Source organism: Nocardia brasiliensis NBRC 14402, assembly GCF_000308475.2.
Lineage (GTDB): Bacteria > Actinomycetota > Actinomycetes > Mycobacteriales > Mycobacteriaceae > Nocardia > Nocardia brasiliensis.
Genome location: NZ_BAFT02000027.1, coordinates 132,113 through 158,347, shown reverse-complemented (window position 1 = coordinate 158,347; position 26,235 = coordinate 132,113). Strand labels below are relative to the sequence as shown.

Annotated in this window: 21 protein-coding genes and 1 pseudogene; 11 read left to right on the top strand and 11 right to left on the bottom strand. The window is 68.7% G+C overall.

Translation table 11 applies throughout. The features are described from left to right. The first annotated feature begins 8 nt into the window (after positions 1–8). The gene (locus tag TY25_RS07205) at positions 9–584 is read left to right on the top strand and encodes a dihydrofolate reductase family protein (RefSeq protein WP_042255035.1); all 576 of its coding nucleotides are present in this window, start codon (positions 9–11) and stop codon (positions 582–584) included. A gap of 55 nt (positions 585–639) precedes the next feature. Here TY25_RS07205 and TY25_RS07200 read toward each other — a convergent pair whose 3' ends face one another. After that, complete coding sequence (locus TY25_RS07200) at positions 640–1,245, bottom strand: dihydrofolate reductase family protein (RefSeq protein ID WP_042255232.1); 606 nt, start codon at positions 1,243–1,245, stop codon at positions 640–642. 160 nt (positions 1,246–1,405) lie between these two features. Between TY25_RS07200 and TY25_RS44550 the strand changes: the two genes are divergently transcribed. Both TY25_RS44550 and TY25_RS41485 read left to right on the top strand, forming a co-directional pair. Further along, on the top strand, positions 1,406–4,147 hold the full coding sequence (locus TY25_RS44550; protein ID WP_052382852.1) for a helix-turn-helix transcriptional regulator: 2,742 nt from the start codon (positions 1,406–1,408) through the stop codon (positions 4,145–4,147). 27 nt (positions 4,148–4,174) lie between these two features. After that, a pseudogene (locus tag TY25_RS41485) lies at positions 4,175–4,678 on the top strand (epoxide hydrolase family protein); the annotation flags it as partial. A 144-nt stretch (positions 4,679–4,822) separates the two neighbouring features. Here the strand turns inward: TY25_RS41485 and TY25_RS07185 are convergent. Further along, complete coding sequence (locus TY25_RS07185; RefSeq protein ID WP_042255031.1) at positions 4,823–5,236, bottom strand: secondary thiamine-phosphate synthase enzyme YjbQ; 414 nt, start codon at positions 5,234–5,236, stop codon at positions 4,823–4,825. Between the two features lie 21 nt (positions 5,237–5,257). Further along, a complete protein-coding gene (locus tag TY25_RS07180; protein ID WP_014981148.1) occupies positions 5,258–5,737 on the bottom strand; it encodes a MarR family winged helix-turn-helix transcriptional regulator in 480 nt (159 codons plus the stop codon). A gap of 96 nt (positions 5,738–5,833) precedes the next feature. Between TY25_RS07180 and TY25_RS07175 the strand changes: the two genes are divergently transcribed. From TY25_RS07175 to TY25_RS07165, 3 genes are all read left to right on the top strand, one after another. Further along, positions 5,834–6,295 (top strand): SgcJ/EcaC family oxidoreductase, encoded by a 462-nt coding sequence (locus TY25_RS07175; protein ID WP_042255029.1) that lies wholly within the window; start codon positions 5,834–5,836, stop codon positions 6,293–6,295. 83 nt (positions 6,296–6,378) lie between these two features. After that, positions 6,379–7,644 carry an aspartate kinase gene (locus tag TY25_RS07170; protein ID WP_014981150.1) on the top strand — a complete coding sequence of 422 codons (1,266 nt, stop codon included), beginning with the start codon at positions 6,379–6,381 and terminating at the stop codon, positions 7,642–7,644. Positions 7,645–7,647: 3 nt separating this feature from the next. Beyond that, positions 7,648–8,682, top strand: coding sequence for an aspartate-semialdehyde dehydrogenase (locus TY25_RS07165; protein WP_042255028.1), 1,035 nt, complete (start codon positions 7,648–7,650; stop codon positions 8,680–8,682). A 45-nt stretch (positions 8,683–8,727) separates the two neighbouring features. Here the strand turns inward: TY25_RS07165 and TY25_RS07160 are convergent, their stop codons facing one another. The 5 genes from TY25_RS07160 to TY25_RS07140 form a co-directional block, all read right to left on the bottom strand. Beyond that, entirely contained in the window at positions 8,728–11,169 is a 2,442-nt protein-coding gene (locus tag TY25_RS07160; RefSeq protein ID WP_042255025.1) for a glycoside hydrolase family 3 protein, read from the bottom strand. A gap of 147 nt (positions 11,170–11,316) precedes the next feature. After that, positions 11,317–11,919, bottom strand: coding sequence for a TetR/AcrR family transcriptional regulator (locus tag TY25_RS07155; protein ID WP_042255024.1), 603 nt, complete (start codon positions 11,917–11,919; stop codon positions 11,317–11,319). Between the two features lie 75 nt (positions 11,920–11,994). Then, positions 11,995–12,915, bottom strand: coding sequence for a class A beta-lactamase (gene bla / locus TY25_RS07150; protein ID WP_042255022.1), 921 nt, complete (start codon positions 12,913–12,915; stop codon positions 11,995–11,997). Positions 12,916–13,023: 108 nt separating this feature from the next. Then, positions 13,024–14,511: a catalase gene (locus tag TY25_RS07145; protein ID WP_042255020.1), complete on the bottom strand. Its 1,488-nt coding sequence runs from the start codon at positions 14,509–14,511 to the stop codon at positions 13,024–13,026. Between the two features lie 59 nt (positions 14,512–14,570). Next, the gene (locus TY25_RS07140) at positions 14,571–15,011 is read right to left on the bottom strand and encodes a Fur family transcriptional regulator (RefSeq protein WP_042255019.1); all 441 of its coding nucleotides are present in this window, start codon (positions 15,009–15,011) and stop codon (positions 14,571–14,573) included. A gap of 310 nt (positions 15,012–15,321) precedes the next feature. On the opposite strand from TY25_RS07140, the gene TY25_RS07135 reads away from it, so the two are divergent. After that, complete coding sequence (locus TY25_RS07135; RefSeq protein WP_042255016.1) at positions 15,322–16,674, top strand: serine hydrolase domain-containing protein; 1,353 nt, start codon at positions 15,322–15,324, stop codon at positions 16,672–16,674. 66 nt (positions 16,675–16,740) lie between these two features. Further along, the gene (locus TY25_RS07130; protein WP_042255015.1) at positions 16,741–18,096 is read left to right on the top strand and encodes a serine hydrolase domain-containing protein; all 1,356 of its coding nucleotides are present in this window, start codon (positions 16,741–16,743) and stop codon (positions 18,094–18,096) included. Between the two features lie 7 nt (positions 18,097–18,103). Here TY25_RS07130 and TY25_RS07125 read toward each other — a convergent pair whose 3' ends face one another. After that, complete coding sequence (locus TY25_RS07125) at positions 18,104–18,841, bottom strand: TetR/AcrR family transcriptional regulator (RefSeq protein WP_042255013.1); 738 nt, start codon at positions 18,839–18,841, stop codon at positions 18,104–18,106. 161 nt (positions 18,842–19,002) lie between these two features. On the opposite strand from TY25_RS07125, the gene TY25_RS07120 reads away from it, so the two are divergent. The 3 genes from TY25_RS07120 to TY25_RS07110 all read left to right on the top strand — a co-directional run bounded on the left by TY25_RS07120 (position 19,003) and on the right by TY25_RS07110 (position 23,170). Beyond that, positions 19,003–20,553 carry an MFS transporter gene (locus TY25_RS07120; RefSeq protein ID WP_042255011.1) on the top strand — a complete coding sequence of 517 codons (1,551 nt, stop codon included), beginning with the start codon at positions 19,003–19,005 and terminating at the stop codon, positions 20,551–20,553. Positions 20,554–21,359: 806 nt separating this feature from the next. Next, on the top strand, positions 21,360–22,586 hold the full coding sequence (locus tag TY25_RS07115) for a cytochrome P450 (protein WP_042255010.1): 1,227 nt from the start codon (positions 21,360–21,362) through the stop codon (positions 22,584–22,586). Then, positions 22,583–23,170, top strand: coding sequence for a TetR/AcrR family transcriptional regulator (locus TY25_RS07110; RefSeq protein ID WP_042255230.1), 588 nt, complete (start codon positions 22,583–22,585; stop codon positions 23,168–23,170). The genes TY25_RS07115 and TY25_RS07110 overlap by 4 nt, the downstream gene beginning before the upstream one ends. Before the next feature lie 6 nt (positions 23,171–23,176). On the opposite strand, the gene TY25_RS07105 is transcribed toward TY25_RS07110, so the two are convergent. Further along, entirely contained in the window at positions 23,177–24,442 is a 1,266-nt protein-coding gene (locus tag TY25_RS07105) for an FAD-dependent monooxygenase (RefSeq protein WP_226887087.1), read from the bottom strand. Positions 24,443–24,505: 63 nt separating this feature from the next. Then, on the bottom strand, positions 24,506–26,218 hold the full coding sequence (gene atzF / locus TY25_RS07100) for an allophanate hydrolase (RefSeq protein WP_042255008.1): 1,713 nt from the start codon (positions 26,216–26,218) through the stop codon (positions 24,506–24,508). Positions 26,219–26,235: the final 17 nt, after the last annotated feature.

Below are 26,235 nucleotides of genomic sequence, written 5' to 3'. Positions count from 1 at the left end.
GCTCTGTAATGCGAAAACTCACCTACTTCGTCGGCATGTCGCTCGACGGCTACATCGCCGCACCCGACGGCGACATCAGCTTCTATCCGTTGCCCGAGGACTTCGTCGCGTGGATCGGGCAGGACTATCCCGAGACCCTGCCCACGCACGCGCGGCCGCACTTCGGTGTCGCCGTCGACGCGCCGAACCAGCGGTTCGACACGTTGGTGATGGGCCGGGGCACCTACGAACCGGCCCTGGCGGTGGGGCTCACCAGCCCGTACGGCCATATGCGGCAGTACGTGGTGTCGAGCACGCTCGGCCGGATCGATGATCCCGCAGTGGAATTGGTCGAGTCCGATCCGCTCGCGCTGGTTCAGCGGCTCAAAGAGGAAGAGGGTAAGGACATTTGGCTGGCCGGCGGCGGCAAACTGGCTGCCGCGTTGCTCGATGAGATCGATGAGCTGGTGATCAAGAGCTACCCCGTGGTCGCGGGCCAGGGCGTGCGCGCCTTCGACGGCGCGTTCCAGCCGACGCTGTTCACGCCGACCGCGCGCCGCGAGTTCGGCAACGGCAACCAGGTCACCTGGTTCACCCGCGCCTGACCCGACAATGGCGGCGGCCCAGCGCTTTTCGCTGCGTCCGCCGCCATTCGGCGGTTCACGCGCCGCGGACCCGGTCGTAGATCAGGTACAGCGCGCCGGTCTCGGTGCTGGACAGATCGGTCAGCGTCCAGCTCGTCGCGGGGAAGCCGTCCTCGAACAGGCGCGCGCCGCCACCGGCCACCTCGGGACACTGCGTGATCGTGATCCGGTCGACCTCGTCCGCCGCGAGCAGCGCCTTGATGATGCTGCCGCTGGCGAGCACGACGATGTCGCCGCCGGGCTGGGCACGCAACTGCCGGACGGTCGCCACGGGATCGGTGTCGGCGATCCGCGAATGCTGCCACGCCGCCTCGGTGAGCGTGCCGGAGAAGACGACCTTCTCCACCTTGTCGAGCCACTGGCCGAACGCGCGGTCGCGCGGGTCGGCGTCCGCGTCGGCGGCGACGACCGGCCAGTAGCCGCCGAAACCCTGGTAGTTCTTGCGGCCGAGCAAGGCGGTGGTGGCCGCCTCGGCCATCTGGACCATTCGGTCGCGCGCGGTGTCGCTCACCGCGTGCGGCACGATCCAGCTCATGTCGTAGTCGCCGCCCGGGCCGTTGGTCCGGCCGTCCAGCGAGAGGGTGATATTGGCGACTACCCGGCGGTTTCCCGTGTTGATCATGGTCTGTTCCTTCTGGTCTGTGACGCCGTCCGCGTCGTTGGCATGAATACTTCCGCCGCTCGGGTCGCGGAACATCTGCCAGCTGGCCGATATCCGGAAGACGGAATGGCACAGCTCGTGGCTCGCACCCGCCGGACCGGCGTGTCAGACTGCTGACGCAATGTCAGCCGCCATCGACACACTTCCCGCCGAGCTGTCCTCGTTCGTCGGCCGGACCGAAGAACTCGCGGCGATCACCGCTGTGGTCGCGCCGGGCACGGTCGTGACCCTCGCCGGGCCCGGCGGCTGCGGCAAGACCCGGCTCGCGCTGCGGGTCTGCCGCTCCGTCGCGGCCGCGTGGCCGGACGGCGTCTGCTGGGTCGCACTGGAGGACGAACACGACGATGCCGCCGTCGCGTATCGAGTCGCCGCGGCGCTCGGCGTGCCGGTGCCGGTCGGTGCGGATCCGGTCGCGACGGTGGCGCGCGGGCTGGCCGACCGCGAAACACTGGTGGTACTGGACAATTGCGAGCAGCTCGGCGCCGCGGTCGCAGCGCTGGTCACCAGCTTGCTCGGCCGTTGCCCACGGCTCGGCGTGCTCGCCACCAGTCGCGCGCCGCTCGGGGTCGGCGGCGAGCAGGTGCGTCGGGTGCCCGCCCTCGCGCTGGCGGACGCGTTGACACTGTTGCTCGAACGGGCGCAACCGGCGCAGGCCTCGGCGCAGGTGCGCACCGCGGCCCGCCGGATCTGCGATCGGCTCGACCGGCTGCCGCTCGCCCTCGAGCTGGCCGCGGGATGGGCGAGCACGTTGTCGCTGCCGCAACTCGCGGACGTGCTGCACGAGCCGTACGCGGTACTCGAAGGTGGCGCGCGCACGGCGCCGTTCCGGCAACAGACGCTCGCGGAATCCATGCGCTGGAGCCACGACCTGCTCGATGACGACGAACGGGTGCTGTTCCGCAGGCTCGGGGTGCTCGAGCCGGACTTCGCCGCCGAGGCGGTGGTCGCGCTGGACGAGCGGCCGGGCCGTGCGCTGCGCACGCTACGCGGGTTGATCGACAAGTCACTGGTCTCCGCCGACACCACCGGCCCGGTGGCTCGCTACCGAATGCTCGGCGTAGTAAGGGATTACGCGTTACAGCGCCTCGCCGAGGCCGCCGAAACCGAAGAACTGCGCGACCGCCACCTCGCGGCCTACCTCGCGGTGGTCGAGGGGGCCGAAGCCGTGCGCAGCACCGATCAGGACGCGTGGCGGGTCCGAATCGCCGAGGAGCTCCCCAACATTCGTGCCGCTCTCGACTGGGGATTGGGTCGCGACGATCCGACCGCGGGGCGCAGGCTCGCCGCCGCGATGGCCTGGTTCTGGTACCTCGAACCGCGCGGCCTCGAGGGCGTCCGGGTGCTGCGCACCGCCGTCGCTCGCGGAGCCGGGGCGCGCGACGAGCTGCAAGCGCGGGTACTGGCCGGGTTGGCGCTGGTCTGCGACACCGGCGTCTACGGTTTCGTCGGATACGAATCGGCCCGTGCCGCAGCGGAATTGGCCGCCGAGATCGGTGCCGAGCCGGTCGGCCGGCTGGCCCGCTCGCTGTGCGCGGTAGAGCAACTCGGTATCGACCTGGACCGGGCCTACGCCGACGCCGAAGCGCTGCACCGGGAGGCCGTGCACGCCGCGGACGGGTTCGTCGCGGATTCCATGCAAGCGCTGACCGGCCTGATCCACCTGTTCCGCGACGAATATCGCGCGGCCGTCGAACAACTCGACGCGGCGCTGGTCGGCATGCGCGAGCGCAACGACCGCGGCTTCGCCTCCTTCGCACTGACCTGGCTGGCCACCGCGACCGCGCAGTCGGGCGCGCTGACCCGCGCCGCCGAGATCGCGGAGCAGGCCGTCGCCACCGCCGCCCCGTTGCACGACTTCCATCACCTGGGCTCGGCGCGGGCGGCGCTCGCCGAAATACGGGTGCGACAGGGACGACTCGACGCGGCGGCCGCGGCCCTCGAGCCGATCGATCGGTTGCTCGAGGGGGAGGCGACGCCGTTCGTGCCCGGCTGGGAGCGGGTGCACGCGTTGGCGGCGCTGGCGGCGGGCCGTCCCGAGGAGGCGGTCGAGTGGTGCCGCCGGGAGGGACGCACGCCCGGCACGGCTGCCGACGGGGTGCTGACGCCGTGGACCCAGGTGGTGCTGGCGACGGCGTTGCGGTTGCGCGCCGAAGCCGCGCCGGACGTGCCCGAAGGTGCGAGTCCGGCCGAAACCGATTCGGCTGCAGCGCTACTCGAGACCTTGGCCGCGACACCGATGCTGCGCGCACTGCCCTCGGTGCACGCCGAGATGCTCGATCAGCAAGCATTCCTGTTGCACCACAGCGATATCGAGCAGGCGCTGCGGTTGCATCACGAGGCGCTGCGTATTCGTTCCGCACACGACCTGGTACTCGGCTGCGTGACGAGCCTGGAGTCGCTCGCGGTGGCCCTCGCGCGCCGTGGCACCGCCGATTCGGCCGCGGTGCTGCTCGGCGCGGCCGAACGGGCCCGCGCCGACACCGGTTCGGCCCCTGGGCCGTCCGCCGAGCTCGCTCGATCACTGCTGGATTCCACTGTCGCCGTACCGGATTCGACCGAGTTGCGGGAACGTGGCCGCGCCATGGGACTCGAACCGGCCATCGACTACGCGACCAAAGCGCGCGGCAAACGCAACCGCCCGGCGTCGGGCTGGGCCAGCCTCACTCCGATGGAACGTTCCGTCGTCGATCTCGCGGTCGCTGGACTGTCGAACCCCGATATCGCCGCGCGTTTGTTCATCGGCCGCGGCACGGTGAAGACCCACCTGGCGCACGTCTACGCCAAACTCGGCGTGGCCAACCGCACCGAACTCGCCCGGCTGTCCGCGGCCGACCCGCAACGCGGGCTGCGCCGGCTCCGGTAGGCCGCGACGCCGGCCCGGTGGGCGCAGGTGCGGGTGCTGAACGATTTCGCGCAGTACCGCGCCACCATCGATGGGCTGGGCATCCACTTCCTGCACGTCCGCTCGCCGGAGCCGGACGCGTTCCCGCTGGTGCTCACCCACGGGTGGCCGGGGTCGGTGCTCGAGTTCCTGGCGGTGCTCGGCCCGCTGACCGACCCGCGCGCGCACGGCGGCGACCCGGCGGACGCCTTCCACGTGGTCGCGCCGTCGTTGCCCGGGTACGGGTGGAGCGACAAGCCGTCGACGACCGGGTGGGGCGTCACGCGCATCGCGCGCGCCTGGGACACGTTGATGGTCTCGCTGGGTTACGAACGGTACGGCGCACAGGGCGGTGACTGGGGTTCGGCGGTGTCCGGCGCGCTGGGCGAGGTGGCGCCCGAGCGGGTCGCCGGCGTGCACCTGAACCTGGGCTCCGTCGCGGCGGGCGCGTTCGACGATCCGACGCCCGCGGAGCAGGCGAACCTCGCGGCCGAGCAGGAGATGCAACGCACCGGCCGGGGATACTCGGCGATCCATGGAGCAGCCGGAGTCGCTGGTCGAGCGGGTGCGCGGGTTCTTCCGCCTCGTCCGGCCTTAGGCCCCTGTCTCGCAGTCCCATTGGCGCTTCCGTGGTCCGGCCGGACTTCGAGACAGGATCTAGTCGCTGAGGAAGGACAGGCGCACCTGGCGGTCGGGGTTGTCGACATTCAGGTCGACCAGTGCGACGGACTGCCAGGTGCCCAGGGCCAGCGCGCCGTCGATCACCGGGAGCGTGGCGTAGGGCGCGATCAGGGCGGGCATCACGTGCGAGCGTCCGTGCCCGCGCGATCCGTGCGCGTGCCGCCAGCGATCGTCGGCGGGCAGCAGCTCGCGCAGCGCCGCGAGCAGATCGTCGTCGCTGCGCGCGCCGAGTTCCATGACCGCGATCCCGGCCGTCGCGTGCGGCACGAACACATTGAGCAGTCCGTCACCGCCACCGGAGGCTTCGCGCACGAACGACGCGCACTCCCCGGTGATGTCCTGCACGACCTCGGTCCGTCCGGTGGTCACCGCTAATACCGTGCTCTTCATCACTCCATCGTGCGCCATCGCTCAGTCCTCGGCGGTGCGCAAGGCCTTGGTGACTCGAACCGATGTCTCGTGCAGCCGCCCGAACAGCTCGAGCAAGAGTTCCAGTTGCTCGTCGGTGTAGTCGGCGGTCACCGCACCGAATTCCTGGGCCAGCAGTTCGTAGTGCGGGGCCAGCTCGTCGATCCGGGCGGGGACCGCGGTGATGATGACCCGCCGGCGGTCCTGCGCGTCGTGTTCGCGCTGCACATACCCCGCCTGCAACAGCCGGTCGATCATCCGGGTGATCGCGCCGGTGGTCAGCCCGGCGGTGGCGGCCAGCTCACCCGCGGTGGCGGGCCCGCCCAGTCGCAGCATGTTCAAGCAGCGCAGATCCGTCACGTGCAGCCCGGCTTTGTCGGCGACGGCCTGGTGCATCATCACCGCGTCCGTCGCGCTGACCTGGGCGGCCACGGTCAACGCCGCGCCCAGTTCGGCTCGTTTCGATTCCGCGTTCTCCGGCATGGCTTGACACCTTAGTCTCACTCGAACAATATCTTACTAACTCAACTATTGAGTAATGCAGTTAATGAACTGGTCAGTTTTTTCGAGGAGTTCGCGATGTCCAGCACGCAGCACACAGACGAGGCCGCCATCCACGCGTTGTTCGACCGTCAGGCCAAGGCGTGGAACGAGGGCGACGCCGCGGCTTTCGCGGCGGTCTTCGCCGAGGACGCCGACTACGTCACCTGGTTCGGCACGCACAGCAAGGGCCGCCGGGAGATCTACGAGTCTCACCTCCCGGTCTTCGAGAAGTACTTGAAGAACACCCGCCTGGACGGGGAGATCACCGGCTTCCGCTTTCTCACCCCGGATGTCGCGGTGGTGCACGGGCGCGGGGCGGTGCTCAAAGGAAGGCGCCGCCGCACACTGCGCAACACGAAGGTGCAGACCACGATCGTGGTGCGCGCCGACGGCGAATGGCGGATCGCGGCCTTCCAGAACACCAAATATCACTGGCTGTTCGCGAAGTTCGCGACCAAGTCCGACCAGCGCGTGGGCTCCCGCCCGGCGGCCGGCTGAGGAGGTAGCGGCGATCCGCTGGACCACGGCCGGTACGCTGGGTGGCTGTTAGCAGCTGGTTGTCGATCTTGGAGGACCCTGTCGTGGCTCTCGTTGTTCAGAAGTACGGAGGATCCTCGGTGGCAACCGCCGAGCGTATCCGGCGCGTCGCTGAACGGATCGTCGAGACGAAGAAGCAGGGCCACGACGTGGTGGTCGTCTGCTCGGCCATGGGTGACACCACCGACGAACTGCTCGACCTCGCCCAGCAGGTCGCGCCCGCGCCGCCCGCGCGGGAAATGGACATGCTGCTCACCTCGGGTGAGCGCATCTCCAACGCGCTGGTCGCGATGGCCATCCACTCGCTCGGCGCCGAGGCTCGCTCGTTCACCGGCTCTCAGGCCGGCGTGATCACCACCGGCGCGCACGGCAACGCCAAGATCATCGACGTGACGCCGGGCCGGCTGCGCCAGGCGCTCGACGACGGCCAGATCGTGCTCGTCGCCGGTTTCCAGGGCGTCAGCCAGGACAGTAAGGACGTCACCACGCTGGGTCGGGGTGGTTCCGACACCACCGCGGTCGCGCTGGCCGCCGCGCTGGAGGCCGACGTCTGCGAGATCTACACCGACGTGGACGGTGTCTTCACCGCCGACCCGCGGATCGTGCCGGACGCGCAGCGGCTCGAGCAGGTCTCCTACGAGGAGATGCTGGAACTCGCGGCCTGCGGCGCGAAGGTGCTGATGCTGCGCTGCGTCGAATACGCGCGCCGCTACAACGTGCCCGTGCATGTGCGTTCGTCCTATACCGACAAGCCGGGCACCTACGTTTACGGATCGATGGAGGACATCCCCTTGGAGCAAGCAATCCTCACGGGCGTCGCGCACGATCGCAGCGAGGCCAAGGTGACCGTGGTCGGTCTGCCGGACGTGCCGGGCTACGCCGCCAAGGTGTTCCGCGCGGTCGCCGACGCCGAGATCAACATCGACATGGTGCTGCAGAACATCTCCAAGATCGATACCGGCAAGACCGACATCACCTTCACCCTGCCCAAGACCGACGGCGCGCGCGCCGTCGAGATGCTCACCAAGCAGCAGGACGAGATCGGCTTCTCCCAGGTGCTCTACGACGACCACATCGGCAAGGTGTCGCTGGTCGGCGCGGGCATGAAGAGCCACCCCGGCGTCACCGCCAAATTCTGCGAGGCGCTGGCCGACGCGGGCGTGAACATCGATCTCATCTCCACCTCCGAGATCCGGATCTCGGTGCTGGTCAAGGACACCGAACTGGACGAGGCCGTCAAGGTGCTGCACCGGGCCTTCGAACTGGGCGGCGACGAGGTCGCCGTGGTGCACGCGGGAACAGGACGATAAGCCATGGGTATCCGAGTAGGCGTTGTCGGCGCGACCGGTCAGGTCGGCGCCGTCATGCGGAAACTGCTGGAAGAGCGCAACTTCCCGGCCGACGAGGTGCGATTCTTCGCCTCGTCGCGTTCGGCGGGTAAGACGCTGCCGTGGCGCGGCGGCGAGATCGTCGTCGAGGACACCGAGCTGGCCGATCCGGCCGGGCTCGATATCGCGCTGTTCTCCGCCGGCGCCACCATGTCGCGGGTGCAGGCCCCGCGCTTCGCGGCCGCGGGCGTCACCGTGATCGACAACTCCTCGGCGTTCCGCAAGGACCCCGATGTGCCGCTGGTGGTGAGCGAGGTCAACCCGGAGCAGACCCGCAACCTGGCCAAGGGCATCATCGCGAACCCGAACTGCACCACCATGGCCGCGATGCCGGTGCTGAAGCCGCTGCACGACATCGCGGGGCTGCGCCGCCTCATCGTGTCCAGCTACCAGGCGGTGTCCGGGAGCGGCCTGGCCGGTGTGGAAGAGCTCGCGACGCAGGCGCGCGCGGTGATCGACGACGCCGAGCAGCTGACCCACGACGGCAGCGCCCTGGACTTCCCGGCCCCGAACAAGTACGTCGCGCCGATCGCGTTCAACGTGCTGCCGCTGGCCGGCTCGCTCGTCGACGACGGCTCCGGCGAGACCGACGAGGACCAGAAGCTGCGCAACGAGAGCCGCAAGATCCTCGGGCTCCCTGATCTTTTGGTGAGCGGCACCTGCGTGCGCGTCCCGGTGTTCACCGGGCACTCGCTGTCGGTGAACGCCGAATTCGATCAGCCGCTCTCGGTCGAACAGGCCAAGGAGATCCTGGCCAAGGCGCCCGGCGTCAAGCTCGTCGAGGTGCCGACGCCGTTGCAGGCGGCGGGCGCCGACGACTCGCTCGTCGGCCGGATCCGGCAGGATCCCGGCGTGCCGGACGGCCGTGGCCTGGCCCTGTTCATCTCGGGCGACAACCTGCGTAAGGGCGCTGCGCTCAACACCATCCAGATCGCCGAGGTCCTGCTCAGCAATCGCTGACCCGGTACCGCGGCCGTGCTCGCGCACGGCCGCGGACAGGTGTGCCTACGTTTCGATCTGCGTGGTCAGCGGTCGATCGGCGAAGGAGTGGCCCGCCTCGATCTCGTACACGCCCGGTACCGGCCGCCACGCGTCGCGGTCTTCGTCCCAGATCTGGAACGCCCGGTCCGGGAGGGTGATTCGTGCCTCGACCAGCTCGCCCGGGTCGGCTTCCACCCGCGCGAACCCCGCCAGCCAGCGGGCCGGTCGCATCACCGAATCCGCGACGGGCGCGAGGTAGACCTGCACCACCTCACCGCCGTGGCGGGCGCCGGTATTGCGCAGCCGCACGGTCACCGTCGTCGCCTCCCGCTCGATCGACTCGTATTCCCATGTGGTGTAACCGAATCCGTGCCCGAACGGGTAGGCCGGCGTGCTGCCCGCCCGCTCCCAGGCGCGGTAGCCGATGAACAGATCCTCCCGATAGACCAATTCGCCGTCGGTCGGCGTGACCTCGGAGACCGGGCAGTCGGCCAGGGCGACAGGCCACGTGGTCGGCAGCCGTCCGCCCGGTTCGGTGACACCGAGCAGGACCTCCGTCAGCGCCGCCCCGCCCTGCTGGCCGGGGAACCAGCTCAGCAACACCGCCGAAACCTGGTCACGCCACGGCATTTCCACCGGCGAACCGGCGTTGACGACCACCACCGTGTGCGGATTGACCTCGGCTACGCGGCTTACCAGCTCGTCCTGTCGGCCGGGCAGGCGCAGGTTGGTGCGATCGAAGCCTTCCGATTCCACCTGCTCGGTGGTGGCGACCACGACCACCGCGACGTCGGCGTTGCGGGCCGTCTCGACGGCCTCGGCGATCAACTCGTCCGGGTCGCGTGGGGGATCGGCGTGCCCGAGGGTGAAAAGGACGGCCTGGATGGGCATGTCCGCGAACTTCATCGGAGTGTGCGTCATTGTCACTTCGACCGTCGTCCCGGCGGTGAGCTCGACGGTGCCGCGCGTAGTGGGGGTGCCGAAGAAGGCTTCGAAAGGATCGGAGCCGGTGAGGGTTTCGGCGCCGTCGAACAGCACCGAGTCGCCGACCGTGAGCCGGAAGTCGCCGATTCCCTTGGTGCCGAACGCGTGCGCGCCGGTTTCCTCGGGCGTGAAGGTGCCGTGCACCTCGACCGTGTGCAGGTCGGCGTAGGCGACGCCGTCGGGTAGTTCACCCAGCCAGTTGACCGTGCCGTTGGGCAGCGAACTCTCGCCGAGCAGCGCGCCGTCGGCGTCGAAAATGCGGGCGTGCAGATCGAATCCGCGGGCGGCGGCGCTGAGTTCGTCGCTCGGGGCGGCGCCGATCGCGTAGCTCAGGGCGCCGGGCGGCAGCGCGGCGGTCAGTCCGTCGAGCGGGGAGACCACCGACGCGGGGAACACGGTCGCCGAGCCGCCGCCGAGGATGCGCGCGTCGCGCGCGGCCAGCCCGAGTAACGCCACCTTCGTCCCGTCCTTCGCGAGGGGGAGCGCGGGCCGCCCGCCGACCGGCTCGTTGCGCACCAGAACGAAACCGCGAGCGGCGATTTCGTGCGCCAGCGCGACGCCGTCGATCTCGTCCGGCAGCGTGGTCACCGCAGGCGCGGCCCCGTCGAGCAAGCCGACCCGCGCCGCCAGCCGCAGCACGTTGCGCACCGCGGCATCCACCACGGACTCCGCGACCTCGCCGCTGCGCACCGCCGCGGCCAGCGCCTCGCCGTACACGCCACGCGGTCCCGGCATCGCGACATCGAGTCCGGCGGTGATCGCCGGGACCGTCGAGCGGGCGGCGGTCCAGTCGGAGACGACGAAACCGTCGAAACCCCATTCGGCGCGCAGTATTCCGGTGAGTAGTGCGTGGTGCTCGGTCATGGTCGGACCGTTCACCCGGTTGTACGCGGCCATGATGCCCCACGGCTCCGCGTCGCGGACGATCGCCTCGAACGGCGCCAGATACAGTTCGCGCAGTGCGCGGGCGGACACCACGTTGTTCACGGTGAAGCGGTCGGTCTCCGCGTCGTTGGCGACGAAATGTTTGACGGTGGTGCCGATTCCACCGTCCTGCACCCCGCGGACGTACCCGGTGCCGATCTGCCCGGTGAGGTACGGGTCCTCCGAGTAGCACTCGAAATGCCTTCCGCCGAGCGGAGATCGGTGCAGATTCACCGTGGGCGCGAGCAGCACGTGCACACTCTTGCGCCGCGCCTCCTGCGCGAGCAGCCTGCCCGCGCGCCGCGCCAGCTCCGGATCCCAGCTCGCGGCGAGCGCGGTCGGCGAGGGCAGCGCGATCGACGGATCGTCGGCTGTCCAATGCACCCCGCGCACCCCGATCGGCCCGTCCGACATCACCAGCGAACGCAGCCCGATCTCCGGCAGGGCGGGCAACGACCACATGTCCTGCCCCATCAGCAGCCGGGCCTTCGCGTCCAGGTCGAGTTTGCCGATGGCCGCCGCCACGACTTCCTCGCGGGCCGGGTCAAGCTGGGTCATGGTGAACTCCTTTGTCTCGCAATGACAATGCGCGTGGCGGTCGCGAAACAGGCGGCGGTCGCCACGAAGGGCGGAGCGTGCGGCGGGCGACGCCGCCATGCTCACCTAATCAATAGTAGGTGAAGTTATGATTTCGTTACCTTAGGCTCAGTCTGCGGGGTCGGCGCCCGGTCCGAGCAGAGCGATGAAGTCCCGAAAGGAATCACCCATGTCAACAGTCTGCGGGTCGAGCAGCCATTGCGTCTGCAAACCGTCCATCACCGCGAGCAGCAGCGGCGCGACCTGTTCCGGAGTGCGCTCGCCCGCGAGTCGGTCCCCGAATTCCGCTCGCAGCAGCTCGGTGACCTTCGCCCTGGCGTTCGCGTACCGCTCGACGAAGTAGGCGCGGGCCGGATGCTGTCCCGTCACGCTTTCGGCCGCGAGCGCCGCGAACGTCTGCACCACCCCGGGCCGCATCGCGTTGTACTCCACCAACTGCGCGATCGAGGACAACTGCGAACCCGCCGCGGGCCCGGCCAGGAACGCCGCGGTATCCCAGCGATCCCTGGCCTCCAGCACCGCGACCAGTAGTTCCTCTTTGCTCGCAAAATAGTGCAGCAGCCCGGGCTGCGTCAGCCCCACCCGCTCGGCCACCGCCGCCAGCGAAGCCCCCCGATATCCCCGCTCCGCGATGACCTCCCGCGCCGCCTCGAGAATCTCCTCCCGCCGCCGATCCGCCTGCGCCGCCCGACCTCCACGTCCCTCAGTCACCGCCCGAGCCTAATCCGGGGGTCGCGCTGTGCCCTCGATCCCGACCGCGGGCGAACCGGTCACGGAACCCGCCGGTCAGCGCAACTTGTCGACGACGAGTTTCGTGGCGGCAGCCACCAGGTCGTTGCTGGGTTCGGCTGTTTTGGTGGATTTGCGGGTTTGGATGGCGAGGACGAGGGGTGCGCGGCCGCCGTCGGGCCAGGTGACGGCGGCGTCGTTGGCCATGCCGTAGTCGCCGGTGCCGGTTTTGTCACCGGTGGTCCAACCGGCCGGAACACCTGCGCGAATTCGCTTGTCGCCGGTGGTGTTCGCCTTCAGCCACTTGGTGAGCTGTTCGCGTTCGGGAGCGCCCAAGGCATCACCCAGGACCAAGGCGCGGTAGTCGGCGGCCAGCGCGGCGGGGGTGGTGGTGTCGCGTTCGTCGTCGGGCAGGGCGGTGTTGAGATCCGGTTCCCAGCGGTCGAGGCGACTGACCTGGTCGCCGAGGGTGCGCAGGAAGGCGGTGAGTCCTTGCGGCCCACCGAGTTCGCGCAGCAGCAGGTTGCCCGCGGTGTTGTCGCTCTGGGTGATCGCGGCATCGGCGATCTGGGCGATGGTCATGCCCTCGGCCACCTTGGTGCTGGTGACGGGCGAATAGGTGACCAGGTCGGCTTCGGTGAAATGCACGACCTTGTCGAAGTATCCGGTGGCGAGCGGGTGTGCCTTCAGCAACGCGCCCGCGGCGAGCCCTTTGAAGGTGGACAGGAAGGGCATGCGCTGGTCGGCGCGATTGGTCAGCGTCTTCCCGCTGCCGGTGTCGACGGCGAACAGCCCGAGCTGCGCGTCGTACTGCTGCTCCAGCGCCGTCAGGTCAGCGGTAGCGGCAACGGCCGCGGTGCTCGCCGCGGATGATTCGGTATGTGCCGCAGGAGAATCGGTGCCGCAGCCGGCCAGCAGCGGCAGGACCAGCGCGGCGGCGGCCAGTGCCACCCGGGTATCACGTGTGAACCGAATCATCCCACCACTTTCGCAGGCGGGTGATCATCCGGCAAACTGCGACCGCGGTCCGGTTGATCTGCGAAGATGGTCGCGGGATGCGCATGTGCGCACCCCGCGACCAGGAACTCAGCCCTGTGCGGGCGGCGGTGTCGGCGCGCCGTCGAGCCCGGCGCGCACCCCTTCCTCGATCCGCTTGCCGATCTCGGGATCCACCTTGGTCCAGTATTCGAAGACCCGGCTCAGCACCGGCTCCTGCACGCCGCCGAGCACATGCCCGACGACGTTGCGCACCAGGCGATCCCGCTGCTCATCGTTGAAGACCTCGCGCACCAGGGTGCCCGGCTGGGTGAAATCCCCGTCTTCGGCGTGCTCGAGGTAGCCCGCCCGCACCATGGTCGGCTCGAAGTTCCAGAGCCCGCCGTCGGGCGCCTGCGCCGGATCGGCGTGCGGCCCGCCGAACGAATTCGGTGCGTACACCGGCACATTCGCGTCGTTGTAGAAGTACCGCATGGCGCCTTCCTTGGAGTAGGAGTTCACCTGCGCGGCGCGCGGCAGGTTCGGCGGCAGCTGCGCGTAGTTGGTGCCGATCCGGTAGCGGTGCGCGTCCGCGTAGGCGAACACGCGGCCGAGCAGCATCTTGTCGGGCGAATAGCCGATGCCGGGAACGACATTCGACGGCTCGAACGCGGCCTGCTCGATATCGACGAAGTAGTTGCCCGGGTTGCGGTTCAGCGTCCACTTGCCGACCTCGATCAGCGGATAGTCCTTGTGCGACCAGACCTTGGTCAGGTCGAACGGATTGAACCGGTAGCTCTCGGCCTCGGCGACCGGCATCACCTGGACGTGCAAGGTCCAGCTGGGGAACTCGCCGCGTTCGATCGCGTCCCACAGGTCCTTGCGGTGGTAGTCGGCGTTCTCGCCGGCGATCCGGTCGGCGTCGGCCTGCGTCAGGTAATCGATGCCCTGATCGGTCTTGAAGTGGTACTTCACCCAAAAACGTTCGCCCGCGGCGTTGATCCACTGGTAGGTGTGTGAGCCGTAGCCGTTCATATGCCGGTAGGTCTTCGGGATGCCGCGATCGCCCATCAGCCAGGTCACCTGGTGCGCGGTCTCGGGGCGCAGCGTCCAGAAGTCCCACTGCATGTTGTGGTCGCGAAGTCCGTTGCCGGGCAAGCGCTTCTGCGAACGGATGAAGTCGGGGAACTTGATCGGGTCCTTGATGAAGAAGACCGGGGTGTTGTTGCCGACCAGGTCGTAGTTGCCGTCTTCGGTGTAGAACTTCACCGCGAAACCCCGTGGGTCGCGCCAGGTGTCGGGGCTGCCCTGCTCACCGGCGACGGTGGAGAAGCGGGCCAGCGACTCGGTGCGCGCGCCGGGCTGGAACAGCTTGGCCTTGGTGTAGCGGCTGACGTCGTTGGTGACGACCAGTTCGCCGTAGGCGCCCGCGCCCTTCGCGTGCACGATCCGCTCCGGCACCCGTTCCCGGTTGAACTGGGCGAGCTTCTCGATCAGGTAGTGATCGTGCAGCAGGATCGGGCCCTGGGTGCCCGCGGTGAGCGATTCGTTGTCGCTCTCCACCGGGGTTCCGGTGTTCGTCGTTGTCGGCTTGGTCATGTTCGAAGCCTCCTCGTCGGTGCGAATGTCCCAGGGGTGGGCTGTCCCCCGGGACTCGATCAGGATTCTTGCCGCGTGGATGTGCGGCATTGCGGGCACAGACCCCAGAAAACGACTTCTGCCTCGTCGATCGCGAATCCGTGTGCGTCGTCGGGGTCCAGGCACGGGGCTGCGCCCACGACACAGTCGATGTCCACGACCGTGCCGCAGCTGCGGCACACCAGATGGTGATGGTTGTCTCCGGTCCGGGTCTCGTACAGCGCCGCCGATCCGGCGGGCTCGATCCGGCGCAGGATCCCGGCGTGTACGCAGGCCCGCAGGACGTCGTAGACGGCCTGGGTGGAAACCGAGCCGAGCGCTTGCCGGACGGTCGCGGCCACGCGATCCGCATCGGTGTGCGGTGCGGCCGCGACCGCGTCCAACACCGCGATCCGCGGGGCGGTGACCCGCAGACCAGCCGCGCGCAGCTGCGCCTTGGCGTCGGTGTGGTTGGTGTGCATGACTTCGATACTCCCCCCTTTTCTGGAATGAGTCAAGAAAAGAAGGGGTGCGTCATCCCTGGAATACTTCCGGGCCGGTGGTCGTTGATCACCACTGTCGGCGTCCGGACAGCCCCGGGCCTCACCCTTTGTCGCTGCGTGCGACCACTCGCCGAGAGGCGCTTGTGGGACGTCGACACGAGTCGTGACGCTGGCGTGGCGTCCGGCGACTCAGCGCCGCCAGGTCGTAGGACCTGGCGGCGTTTGTGGTTTCTGACGCGCCGGGCCGGGCTGGCCCGATCCGGGGGAGCGCGGCGATAGCCTCGTGCGTATGGGGCGATGCAGTGGATTCCTGGTCGGGTTCGCCGCGCTGGCACTGGTGGCCGGGAACGTCTGCACCGGGGCCGCGCAGGCGGCCCCCGACCGCGCGTCCGGCGACGTGCGCTGTGCGGTGTCGCCGGGTCGTGAGTTCGCCCGCGCCGAACCCGAGCAGGTCGGCCTGGACCGCGATCGGCTCGCCGGCGCGCTGACCTTCGCCGCCACCCGTGCCCGTTTCAACGTGCAGGTGTTCCGGCACAACTGCCTGATCGGCGAGGGGCCGACGAATGCGCAGACCGGCAACGTCGCGTGGAACATCTGGAGCTCCACCAAGAGCATCGTGTCGCTGCTCGCGGGAATCGCTTGGGACCGTGGCGAACTCGACCTCGGCGCGCCGATCGACCGGTACCTGCCCGCGGGACTCGGGGACGCCGAGCATCGCTCGATCACGGTGGAGAATCTGCTCACCGAATCGTCGGGCATGCGGGTCGGCGCGCTCACCGAGGGCATCACCGGCGTGATCCCGATCGACCCGAACAGCGCGGTGCAGGCCTTGGGCATGCCGCTGGACCATCCGCCGGGCACCACGTTCCGGTACAGCCAGCGCAACGTCGACCTGCTCACCTATGTCATGGAGCTGGCGGTGGGGGAGCCGTTGCAGCAGTTCGCGCAGCGCGAGCTGTTCGACCCGCTCGGCATCGAACGCGGTGACTACTACTGGGCCCGGGATCGCGCCGGGCACACCTACGGCTACGCCCACTTGATGATCCCGCCGAACGATTTCGCCAAGCTCGGCTTGTTGGTGAGCAACGACGGGCGCTGGGGCACAAAGCAAATCGTCTCGACGGAGTATCTGCGCGCGGCGCTGCGGCCCTCCGAGCCGAACGAGTGTTACGGCTACCTGTTCTGGCTCGGCCCCGAGTGCGCGGCGCCGCTCTACAACGTGCCGGAAGACATCTTCATGATGGACGGGCTCGGCATGCAGAACGTCTTCGGCATCCCAAGCCTCGATCTGACGGTGGTCTGGACCGGCTTCTTCGGCAACAAGAGCAGTGGCGGGCTGACCGGCACCCTGCAGAATCAGGCGGAGCTGCCCTACGAATTCTTCCGGAGACTCTTCGCCGCCTTCCACGAGCGCCCCATGCCCGACCCCGGCCCGTTCGTCGAGCCGCCGGTGCGGCTGGACCCGCGGACCTACGTCGACGAGGACATTCTGCTCGCGGTGTTCGGCATCGGCCCGAACGCCTATCCGGGTTGCAACGTCTTCTCCTGCCTGGACTATCCACTGGCTCCGCCCTTTTGGGATATCGCGCCGGGCTGTGCGATTCTGCTGTGCACCGGGCCGGGTGCGCCAGGAATTCGCTGAATCTCAGCCGGGCCGGCATCCGTCATTCCCCGGTCTGTCCTGGACGCACGCGATAACCTCGTGTCCATGGGGCGATTCGGTGGATTCCTGATCGGGTTCGCTGCGCTATCGCTGGTGGCGGGCCACGGCGTCGCCGCGAGCGCGCAGGCGGAGCCCGGCCGGATATCGGAGACGGCGAGTTGCGCGGTGTCGTCCGGTCGCGATTTCGCCAGGGCCGAACCGGAGCAGGTGGGTCTGGACCGTCAACGGCTCAGTGCCGCATTGCAGTTCGCTGCCACGCGAAACCGGTTGAATGTCCAGGTGTTCCGGCACAACTGCCTGATCGGCGAAGGGCCGACGAACGCGCAGACCGGTGATACCGCGTGGAACATCTGGAGTGCCACGAAAAGCGTGGTCTCGCTGCTCGCCGGAATCGCCTGGGACCAGGGCAAGCTCGATATCGACGCCCGGATAGACCGGTATCTGCCGCCGGGCCTGGGCGATGCCGAACATCGCTCGATCACCGTGGCGAATCTGCTCACCGAGACCTCGGGGATGAAGGTCGGCGTGCTGACCGAGGGTGCCACCGCGGTGATTCCGATCGATCCGAACAGCGCGGTACAGGCGCTGGGGGTGCCGCTGGACAACCCGCCCGGCACCGTCTTCAGCTACAGCCAGCGCAACGTCGATCTGCTCACCTACGTCATGGAACTGGCGATCGGCGAACCGCTCCAGCAGTTCGCGCAGCGAGAACTGTTCGACCCGCTCGGCATCGAACGCGGTGACTACTACTGGGCTCGGGACCGTTCCGGACATACCTACGGCTACGCCCACTTGATGATCCCGCCCAACGACTTCGCCAAGCTCGGACTGCTCGTCGGCAATGACGGGCGCTGGGGCGCAGCGCAACTCGTCTCGCAGGAGTATCTGCGGCAGGCGCGCACGCCGTCGGCGACGAACCGGTGCTACGGCTATCTGTTCTGGCTCGGGCCGGGTTGCGCCGAGTCCGCGGCGATGCTGCCGTCCGATGTGTACATGATGGCCGGGCTCGGCATGCAGAACGTCTTCATCATGCCGAGTCTCGATCTCACGGTGGTGTGGACCGGGTTCTACGGCAACGTCAGCCAGTACGGTCTGTCCGGCGTGATCCAGAACACCCAGGAATTGCCGTACGAATTCTTCCGCAGGCTCTTCGCGGCATTTCACGAGCCGCCGATCCCCGATCCGGGTCCGTACGTCGAACCGCCGATCCGGCTCAACCCCGGCCAGTTCGTCGACTTCAACTTCGTGCTGGCGGTTTTCGGCGCGGGGCCGTTCGCCTATCCCGGCTGCAATGTCTTGTCCTGCCTGAATTCGCCACTCGCCCCGCCGTTCTGGGACACCGCGCCGGGCTGCGCCATCATGGCCTGTCTGGGCCCCGGCGCGCCCGGCATCCGCAGGTAGCGCTCGTTCAATCCGCTCGGCGCAGTGCGCCTTCCAGGCCGTCGAGGATGAATTCCAGCTGGCGGACGAACAATTCGTCGCGTTCGGCCGACAGGTCCTCCGTGGGCGGTGCGGCATAGCGTTTGTGCAGATACGGATAGCCGCGGGCGGCGGACTCGGCGGCCGGCCAGATGCTGGCGTACCACTGCGTTTCGCTGAGGCCGCTGCGCTGCACCACCCGGAGCGAGGCGGCTTCGGACATGGTGATGCCGAAGGCGTAGCCGAGGACGGTGCTCATCGCGAGATCGGCGGTGGCCGAATCCATTCCGGCCCGCTCCAGCACACCGAGAAAGCCGTCGGTGCCCCGCATCATGTTGGGCCCCAGGTACAGGGTGCCGATCTCGCCGATCATCGATGAAAGCCACGGGTGCCGCAGCATGGTACGGCGCAGTGCGACAGTGAAATCGGTGACCGCCGCACGCCAGCCGCGCGGGTCTGCCGGATCGGGAACCGGCAGTGCGCCCAGCGCGGCGTCGGCGACCAGTTCGATCAGCTCGTCTCGATTGGCCACGTGGGTGTACAGCGAGGTCGCGCCCGCATTGAGTTCGGCCCCGAGTTTTCGCATGCTCAGCGCTTCGAAGCCCGCGCTGTCCAGCAGTTCGAGCGCCGCCGCCACGATCTGCTCGCGGCTGAGCGCGGGCTGTTCGCGTCGCGGTTTACGCGGCCGCGCCCACACGGAAGCGATCGGTTGTTCCTTCGCCGGCATGCGTCTGCTCCTTTCGGGCTTCGGCTCAGCATAGCCGCCGGGACCGCACATCGTGCGGATGACCGCACGCTGTTGGGTATTGCGCACGATGTTCGCCGACCGTACAGTGTTCGGATATACGCACGGTGTGCGGTGAGGCTTATCCGAAAGGGTTCACGAACATGACCGAATCGACCGAAGAGGTGGCAGTCGCGGCGCGTGATCCGCGCCGCTGGCTCATTCTGATCGTGCTGTGCTTCAGCTCATTGGTGCTGGTCATCGACAATATGGTGCTGAATGTGGCGATCCCGCAGATCGCCACCGACCTGGGCGCGGGCGCGCAGGACATTCAGTGGATCATCGACTCCTACATCCTGGTTTTCGCCGGACTGCTGCTCACCTCCGGCAGCCTGTCCGACCGGTACGGCCGCCGGCTGGTGATGGTCATCGGCCTGTTCCTGTTCGGCGCGGCGTCGGGGCTCGCGGCCTTCGCCACCACCTCGGAGCTGCTGATCGGCGGCCGGGTGCTGATGGGGATCGGCGGCGCGTTGATCATGCCGAGCACGCTGTCGATCCTGATCACCGTCTTCGACGAGCAGGAGCGGCCGAAGGCGATCGGCGCGTGGAGCGCGGTCTCCGTGGTCGGCATGGTCGGCGGACCGGTGTTCGGCGGCTTCCTGCTGGATCACTTCTGGTGGGGCTCGGTGTTCGTGTTGAACGTGCCCATCGTGGTGGTGGCGATCATCGCGGCGTTCGTGCTGATGCCCGAATCCAGGGGGCCGTGGCGCAAGCCGGACCTACCGGGCATGCTGCTCTCGGTGGTCGGGATGACCGCGCTGGTGTGGACCATCATCGTCACCCCGATCGACGGATTCACCGCGCGGGGCACCTTGACGGCATTGGTGATCGCGGTGATCTCGTTGGCGGGCTTTGTGATTCGTGAGCTGAGTACCGAGTCGCCGATGGTGCCGCTGGAGTTGTTCCGCAACCGGATCTTCACCGGCTCCAGCTTCTCGCTGGTGCTGCTGACCTTCGCCAGCGGCGGACTGCTGCTGGTGCTGACCCAGTACCTGCAATTCGTGCTCGAGTACACGCCGACGCAGACCGCGTTCGCGTTCACGCCGATGGCCGTCGCGGTGCTGGTGTGCAACGGAATCGGGGCGTCGCTGGCCGGCCAGGTCGGCAACCGGTGGATTGTGGCGACCGGCCTGGTGATCACCGCGAGCGGGTTCGGCGTGCTGGCGACACTGGACGTGGACGAGAGCTTCTGGCTGCCCGCGGTGGCGCTGGCGCTGCTCGGCAGCGGTATGGGTCTGGCCATGCCCGCCGCGATCGGCGCGCTGATGAGCGCGGTGCCCGGGGATCACGCCGGCGTCGGCTCCGCACTCAACGACACCATCCAGCAGGCGGGTGCCGCGCTCGGTGTCGCCATCCTCGGCGCGGTGCTGGCCGGTAGTTACACCGGCCAAATGCCGGACACCGCACCGGAACACGCCAGGGAAGCCATCTCCGACGCATTGGCCGTGGCGGGCGCCACCGGTGACGGTGCACTGGCCGCCGCCGCACGGTCCGCGTTCACCGTCGCCATGTCCACCACGTTCGTCGCGGGCGCCTGCGCCGTGCTCGGCGCGGCCGCCCTGGCGCTGGTGCTGATGCGTGAACGTGGCGGGCGCGCAGACCATTCGGAGGAGGGGGAGAAGATCGCGCCGGAGCCCGTCGGCGTGGACCGCTGAATCTGCCGAATCTCACTGCGCCTCCGGCACTTTCGCCGGGGGCGCGGGTGCGTTGCGCGGCGGGTGAGTCGACGTTGTTCGGTGGAACCGGGGGCGGGTGGGCAGCCTGCTGTGGTAGGGGTGCGCCGCGACTACTTCCCCCGGTCTCGGCGCGAACGTCTACGACCGCATGTAGTAGGCCTGGTCCGGGTGGACCAGGCTTTCCGGCCGGCTGCTACAGCAGGCCCCACCAATACAGCACACAGGCCAATACCCAGACCACCACGGTTTCCATCGTCGTTCCAATCTCCTTGGCGCACTTGTCTCCATCATCGGCTATCCGGGACCGCGTGCTACAAACTCCGCACATTCGTCGCCGTATCGGCACCATCACCTGCAATTTTTCCCCTACAAGGTGTTCTTAAGTGCGTGCTAAGCCGCCGACGGCATTGTTTGAGTCACACCGAATACACCGGGTGCTCCGGTTGACGGGGTGCAGAGCCACCACCGGGGGTGGGAACGGGGCTCGACCTGTCTTCGAGGGGTTGGCAGGTCGGGTCCCGGGGGTTGAGAGTGCCTGCCGGGCCGGTCCACGAGGGGTGACCGGCTCGGTAGGCCACTCGGGACGCGGGCATACGCCTTCGATGGCTCTTCCCGGAGCTGGCCGGCAACTCGATATTGCCACTGCCGAAGGTAACCACGGGGTGCGCAGGCGCTGGTCTCGGGTCGGACGGGCGGCCGGACCGGTTTCGGAGGGTGATCGGTCCGGGTCAGCGCGACTAGAACTTGTTCTAGACACTTTCGTCATTTTGTCTTACCGTCACTACATGTTGATCGATGCGTATCGCCCGGCTCCGGTCTTCGAGTTGCGTTCCGGCCCCACCTGGGTTTCCCCGTGGGAGATGTATGCCGCGCTGCGCGCACAGGATCCGGTCCATCACGTGGTGCCGCAGGCCCGCCCGGCCGGCGACTACTGGGTGCTGACCACCCACGAGCACGTGTACGCCGCCGCCCGCGACAGCGAGACCTACTCCTCGCGCGACGGACTGACCGTGGAATACGGCGAACTGGAACAGATCGGCCTCACCGACAATCCGCCGCTGGTGATGCAGGATCCGCCCGAGCACACCGACTTTCGCAAACTCGTCGCCCGCGGCTTCACGCCGCGCCAGGTGCGCGACGTGGAGCCGGTGGTGCGGCAGTTCGTGCGCGAACGGCTGGACGGCCTCGCCGCCGAGGGTGGGGGCGATATCGTCGCGCGGCTGTTCAAACCGCTGCCGAGCATGGTGGTCGCGCACTACCTGGGCGTGCCCGCCGCGGACCGGGGCCGGTTCGACGGCTGGACCGACGCCGTCGTCGCGGGCAGTACCGATCGGGCGAGCACCCAGGCGATGCCCGCCTCGATGGCGATGATGGGTTACTTCGCCGAGCTGATCAAGCGGCGCCGAACCGATCCGGGCGACGATACGGTGTCGCTGCTCGTGCAGGCCGGGATGGCGGCCGACGACGCCGATGTCCGTGGCCTGGTGCAGATCCTGGCCTACACCTGGACCATGGTGGCCGGGGGCAACGACACCACGACGGGCCTGCTCGGGGGTGCCGTCCAACTGCTGCAACAACATCCGGACCAGCGGGCGGCGCTGGTCGAGGACAAGGACCGGATCCGGGTAGCCATCGAGGAATTCGCCCGGCTCACCGCGCCGGTGCAGTGCTTGGCGCGCACCGCGACGCGACCACTTCAGCTGGGCGGCAAAGAGATTCCCGCCGGACGCAAGGTGCTCCTGGTCTTCGGCTCCGCCAACCGGGACGAGCAGGCGTTCGGCGCCGACGCCGCCGAACTCGACATCGAGCGGAATCCGCAGCGCATCCTCACCTTCGGCCACGGGGCGCACCATTGCCTCGGCGCCGCGGTGGCCCGTATGCAAGCCCGGGTCGCGTTGGAGGAACTACTCGACCGCTTCCCCGACTATGTGGTGGATATGGATTCGGTCGAATACGCGACCGGACCGTATGTCCGGCGGCCCACCACCCTCGCGTTCCGGTGCGCGGCATGAGCGGCTGGCTGGCGGACGGTCGCGCGGAGTTGGCGAGCGAGCGCATCCTCGACGCGGTCCGCGCGCTGTTCATCGAAAAGGGTGTCAGCGGTATCGGCATGGCCGAAGTGGCCGAGGCCGCAGGGTGTTCGCGGGCGACGCTCTACCGCTACTTCGAGAATCGGCAGGCGCTGTACGTGGCCTTCGCCGGGCGCGAGGCGCGCCAGGTGGTCGAACGGGTGTGGCGTGATCCGGCCCGCCCGGCGGCGACGGACCCGGCGGACCGCTTGCTCGACGGGCTCACCGCCTTGCTCGCGGAGGTGCGCAAGACCCCGCACCTGGCGGTATGGTTCGCCGCGGACAATGCCGGAATCGTTGCGCAGCTGTCGAATTCGTCCGCCGTGCTGGACGCGCTCGCTGCCGACTTCGTGTCCGGATTCCGCCCCGGCCTGCCCGCGAAGGCGGCGCAACGCGTCGGCCAGTGGGTGATCCGCGCCATGGTCTCGCTGCTGACACTGCCCGGGGACGGCGAAGACGAAGAGCGAACCATGTTGCGTACCTTCGTGCTTCCGTTTCTGCTGGACGAGCGGACCGTGGTCGAGTAGCCCTGGCTACCCCGCGGTACTGTGTGCCGGGTACTCGGGCAGCTCGTAGGACTCGGTCTTGGTGAACATCTTCATCATCAACGGCCGCAGCACCTTCGAGGTCATCAGCTTGCTGAGCGTCTGACCTGCCCGGATGCCCAACGCGGTCGCGGGCGTCATGGCCTTCAGGCCGCCGGGGGCGAGTTCCTGCGCCTTCGCGATGAACGGCCGCAGCACCTCCTCGTAGCGGGCCAGCGCCAGCTCGGGATCCGCGGCGTGCGAGGCGATTTCACCGGCCAGCACGTAGGCGCCGAGCAGCGCCATCGCGGTGCCCTGCCCCGACAGGGGCGAGCCGCAGTAACCCGCGTCGCCGAGCAGCACGACCCGGCCCTGCGACCAGGCGGGCATATCGATGCGCGCCAGCTCGTCGAAATAGAAGTCGGTCGCCTCCGGCATCGCGGCGGCGATCCGCTCCGCCTCCCAGCCGCCGCCCGCCAGCTTGCGCCGGAGCAGGTCCTGCTGGGCCACGACATCGCGGCGCAGCGCGGGGTCGGCCGGCGTGCGCACCGTGATCAGGGCCTTCGAGGTGGCCGGGTCGGCGTCCGGGCGCAGTCCGATATTGGCCGCGCCGACCAGTGAGTGCATGGTGAACCAGTGGTCCTCCGCGTCCGCGGCGCTGGGCATGGTGAAGAAGGACATGTACCCGCCGAGGTAGGTGGAGAACTGTTCCTCGGGACCGAACACCATCCGGCGGGTGGCCGAGTGCAGGCCGTCCGCGCCGATCAGCACGTCGTAGCGGGCGCTTGTGCCCGAGGCGAAGGTGACTTCGACGCCGGTTCCGTCCTGGCGGACGTGGGTGATCCACTCGCCGTAGCGGTAGTCCACGCCGCCCTCGGCCGCCAGCGCGTCGAGCAGGACCTGGTTCAAATCCCCACGGGTGATCTCGATTTCGGCGATCGCGCCCTTGCCGTCGAACAGCTCGGTCGGCATCCGGACGATGTCGCGTCCCGCGGCGTCGACGAACTTCATGCCGCGCTCGTCCAGCTGCACGGCGCGGATGCCCGGCATCAGGCCCATCCGTTCGGCGACCTCGGCGCTCGGCCCCCGCAGGTCGACCGCTTGTCCGCCCGGCCGCGGTGCGACGGCGCGCTCGACCACGGTGGCCCGGATGCCGGCCCGAAGTAGTTGCAACGCAACGGCATTGCCGCCGATGCCGCCGCCGGCGACGAGAACGCGGGGCTGGGTGTGGGTGCTCATCTGCTGTTCCCTTGCTTGCTCGAATGTCTTAGACATATGTCTACAGCAGGCTGAGACATATGTCTAGTACAAATGTTCAAGACGAGCGTTCAAAGGCGATCAGTGCTGGATATAGGCCTTCCACCCGCCGAACGAGGTGATGTCGGTGCCGGTGACCGCGGCGTCGTAGGTGCACGCGAAACCAATTACCGACCGGCCATCGGACAGTTCGATGCTGGTCAGCGCCATGGGGGCGGGCAGGGCCGCCAGGAACTCGCCCAGCCCGGCGGTAGCGACGCGGAACAACTCACCGGCGATGGGGACGCCCAGGCCCGCGCCGTGCCGCACGAGTCCGGGTTTCGGCGGCGTGGTGTCCAATGCGGTCAGGCGGTAGGCGTCGGTCGTGTGGACGTCTCCGGCGAAGCGCGCCCCGATCTGCTCGAGCTGCCAGTGCAGCGGTTGACCGCGCAGGTGCGCGCCGAAGACGGCGAGTTCGACACCGCTCTGTACCAGCAGCGGCGCGGATTCGGCGCCGAGCAGGCGGGCGGCCAGATCGATGCCGACCTGATCGGCGAACGTGGCGGTCACCAGCATGACGCCGAACGGCGCACCGTCGGCGGTGGGCGCGCCCGGCACCGCCACGGCCGCCAGATCGAGCAGGTTGCAGAAGTTCGTGTAGGTGCCGAGCCGGCGATTGATACCCAGCGGATCCGCCTGCACCGCAGCAATACTCGGATGCTCGGTGGTGGTCGGCAGCAGCAGAGCGTCGTAGTCCGTCAGTAGTTCGGCGGCGGCCGCACGGGCGCGTGCCAGCGTGTCGAGATCTGCGGCGAATCCCGGACCCGTTGTCGCACCGGCGGATTCGATGATCGCGGCGACCGTCGGGTCCGCGCCGGTGGGCGCGGTGGCCAGGAACTCGCCGACCGCGGCATGGCGTTCGGCGACGATCGCGCCGTCGTAGAGCAACCGCGCGGCGTCGAGCAAGCCGGAGATGTCGACCTCTTCGAGCTTCGCGCCGGAAACGGCTGCGGCGGCCACAGTTCTGGCGAAAGCTGCGCGATACGGTGCGCACAGTGCGACGAGGTCGGCGGCCCGCGGGACCGCGATACGCGCCGCCGCCGGTGCCGCCAACCGGACATCGGCCGGCCAGGCGCGACTGCGCGGATCGCGTGGCTCGGGCCCGCACATCACCGCGGCTGCCGCCACCGCCGTGTCGAGATCGCGGGCGAAGACGGTGACCGCGTCGTAGTCCGCGCACGCGGGTACCACGCCGTGCGTCGGGATGATGCCCAATGTCGCCTTGACGCCGACGATTCCGTGATAGGCCGCGGGCACGCGGCCGGAACCGGCGGTGTCGGTGCCGATCCCGAGATCGGCGATACCCAGCGCGACGGCCACCGCCGAACCCGAACTGGACCCGCCGGAGATCAGCGCCGGGTCGTGCGCGTTGCGCACCGCGCCGTACGGGCTGCGTGTGCCGACCAAACCGGTCGCGAACTGGTCGAGATTGGTCTTGCCGAGCACGATCGCGCCCGCCGCGACCAGCCGCTCGACCGCCGCCGCGGTGTGCTGTGCGGTGTAGGCGAATTCGGGGCACGCCGCCGTGGTCGGCAGGCCCGCCACATCGATGTTGTCCTTGACCGCGACCAGCAGACCGGCCAGCGGCAGCGCCGCGCCCGCGGCCAGCCGCGCTTCGATCGCCGCGGCGTCGGCGGCGACCGCCTGCTGGTCGCGCAGCGTGATCCATACCTCGGGCCGGTCCACCTCGGCGATCCGCTGGTATGCGGCGCTCACGCGTTCGGTGGGTGTCTTGGCTGGGTCGCCGGTGGTCATTCTGTCGACTCCGATCA

What these genes read in the sequence shown, in the direction of transcription:
- TY25_RS07110 (WP_042255230.1), top strand. Translation starts at nt 22,583, where the DNA reads ATGAGCGGCTGGCTGGCGGACGGTCGCGCGGAGTTGGCGAGCGAGCGC.
- TY25_RS07180 (WP_014981148.1), bottom strand. Translation starts at nt 5,737, where the DNA reads ATGCCGGAGAACGCGGAATCGAAACGAGCCGAACTGGGCGCGGCGTTG.
- TY25_RS44550 (WP_052382852.1), top strand. Translation starts at nt 1,406, where the DNA reads ATGTCAGCCGCCATCGACACACTTCCCGCCGAGCTGTCCTCGTTCGTC.
- TY25_RS07115 (WP_042255010.1), top strand. Translation starts at nt 21,360, where the DNA reads ATGTTGATCGATGCGTATCGCCCGGCTCCGGTCTTCGAGTTGCGTTCC.
- TY25_RS07165 (WP_042255028.1), top strand. Translation starts at nt 7,648, where the DNA reads ATGGGTATCCGAGTAGGCGTTGTCGGCGCGACCGGTCAGGTCGGCGCC.
- TY25_RS07160 (WP_042255025.1), bottom strand. Translation starts at nt 11,169, where the DNA reads ATGACCCAGCTTGACCCGGCCCGCGAGGAAGTCGTGGCGGCGGCCATC.
- TY25_RS07145 (WP_042255020.1), bottom strand. Translation starts at nt 14,511, where the DNA reads ATGACCAAGCCGACAACGACGAACACCGGAACCCCGGTGGAGAGCGAC.
- TY25_RS07135 (WP_042255016.1), top strand. Translation starts at nt 15,322, where the DNA reads ATGGGGCGATGCAGTGGATTCCTGGTCGGGTTCGCCGCGCTGGCACTG.
- atzF (WP_042255008.1), bottom strand. Translation starts at nt 26,218, where the DNA reads ATGACCACCGGCGACCCAGCCAAGACACCCACCGAACGCGTGAGCGCC.
- TY25_RS07140 (WP_042255019.1), bottom strand. Translation starts at nt 15,011, where the DNA reads ATGCACACCAACCACACCGACGCCAAGGCGCAGCTGCGCGCGGCTGGT.
- TY25_RS07205 (WP_042255035.1), top strand. Translation starts at nt 9, where the DNA reads ATGCGAAAACTCACCTACTTCGTCGGCATGTCGCTCGACGGCTACATC.
- TY25_RS07175 (WP_042255029.1), top strand. Translation starts at nt 5,834, where the DNA reads ATGTCCAGCACGCAGCACACAGACGAGGCCGCCATCCACGCGTTGTTC.
- TY25_RS07120 (WP_042255011.1), top strand. Translation starts at nt 19,003, where the DNA reads ATGACCGAATCGACCGAAGAGGTGGCAGTCGCGGCGCGTGATCCGCGC.
- bla (WP_042255022.1), bottom strand. Translation starts at nt 12,915, where the DNA reads ATGATTCGGTTCACACGTGATACCCGGGTGGCACTGGCCGCCGCCGCG.
- TY25_RS07130 (WP_042255015.1), top strand. Translation starts at nt 16,741, where the DNA reads ATGGGGCGATTCGGTGGATTCCTGATCGGGTTCGCTGCGCTATCGCTG.
- TY25_RS07105 (WP_226887087.1), bottom strand. Translation starts at nt 24,442, where the DNA reads ATGTCTAAGACATTCGAGCAAGCAAGGGAACAGCAGATGAGCACCCAC.
- TY25_RS07200 (WP_042255232.1), bottom strand. Translation starts at nt 1,245, where the DNA reads ATGATCAACACGGGAAACCGCCGGGTAGTCGCCAATATCACCCTCTCG.
- TY25_RS07125 (WP_042255013.1), bottom strand. Translation starts at nt 18,841, where the DNA reads ATGCCGGCGAAGGAACAACCGATCGCTTCCGTGTGGGCGCGGCCGCGT.
- TY25_RS07185 (WP_042255031.1), bottom strand. Translation starts at nt 5,236, where the DNA reads ATGAAGAGCACGGTATTAGCGGTGACCACCGGACGGACCGAGGTCGTG.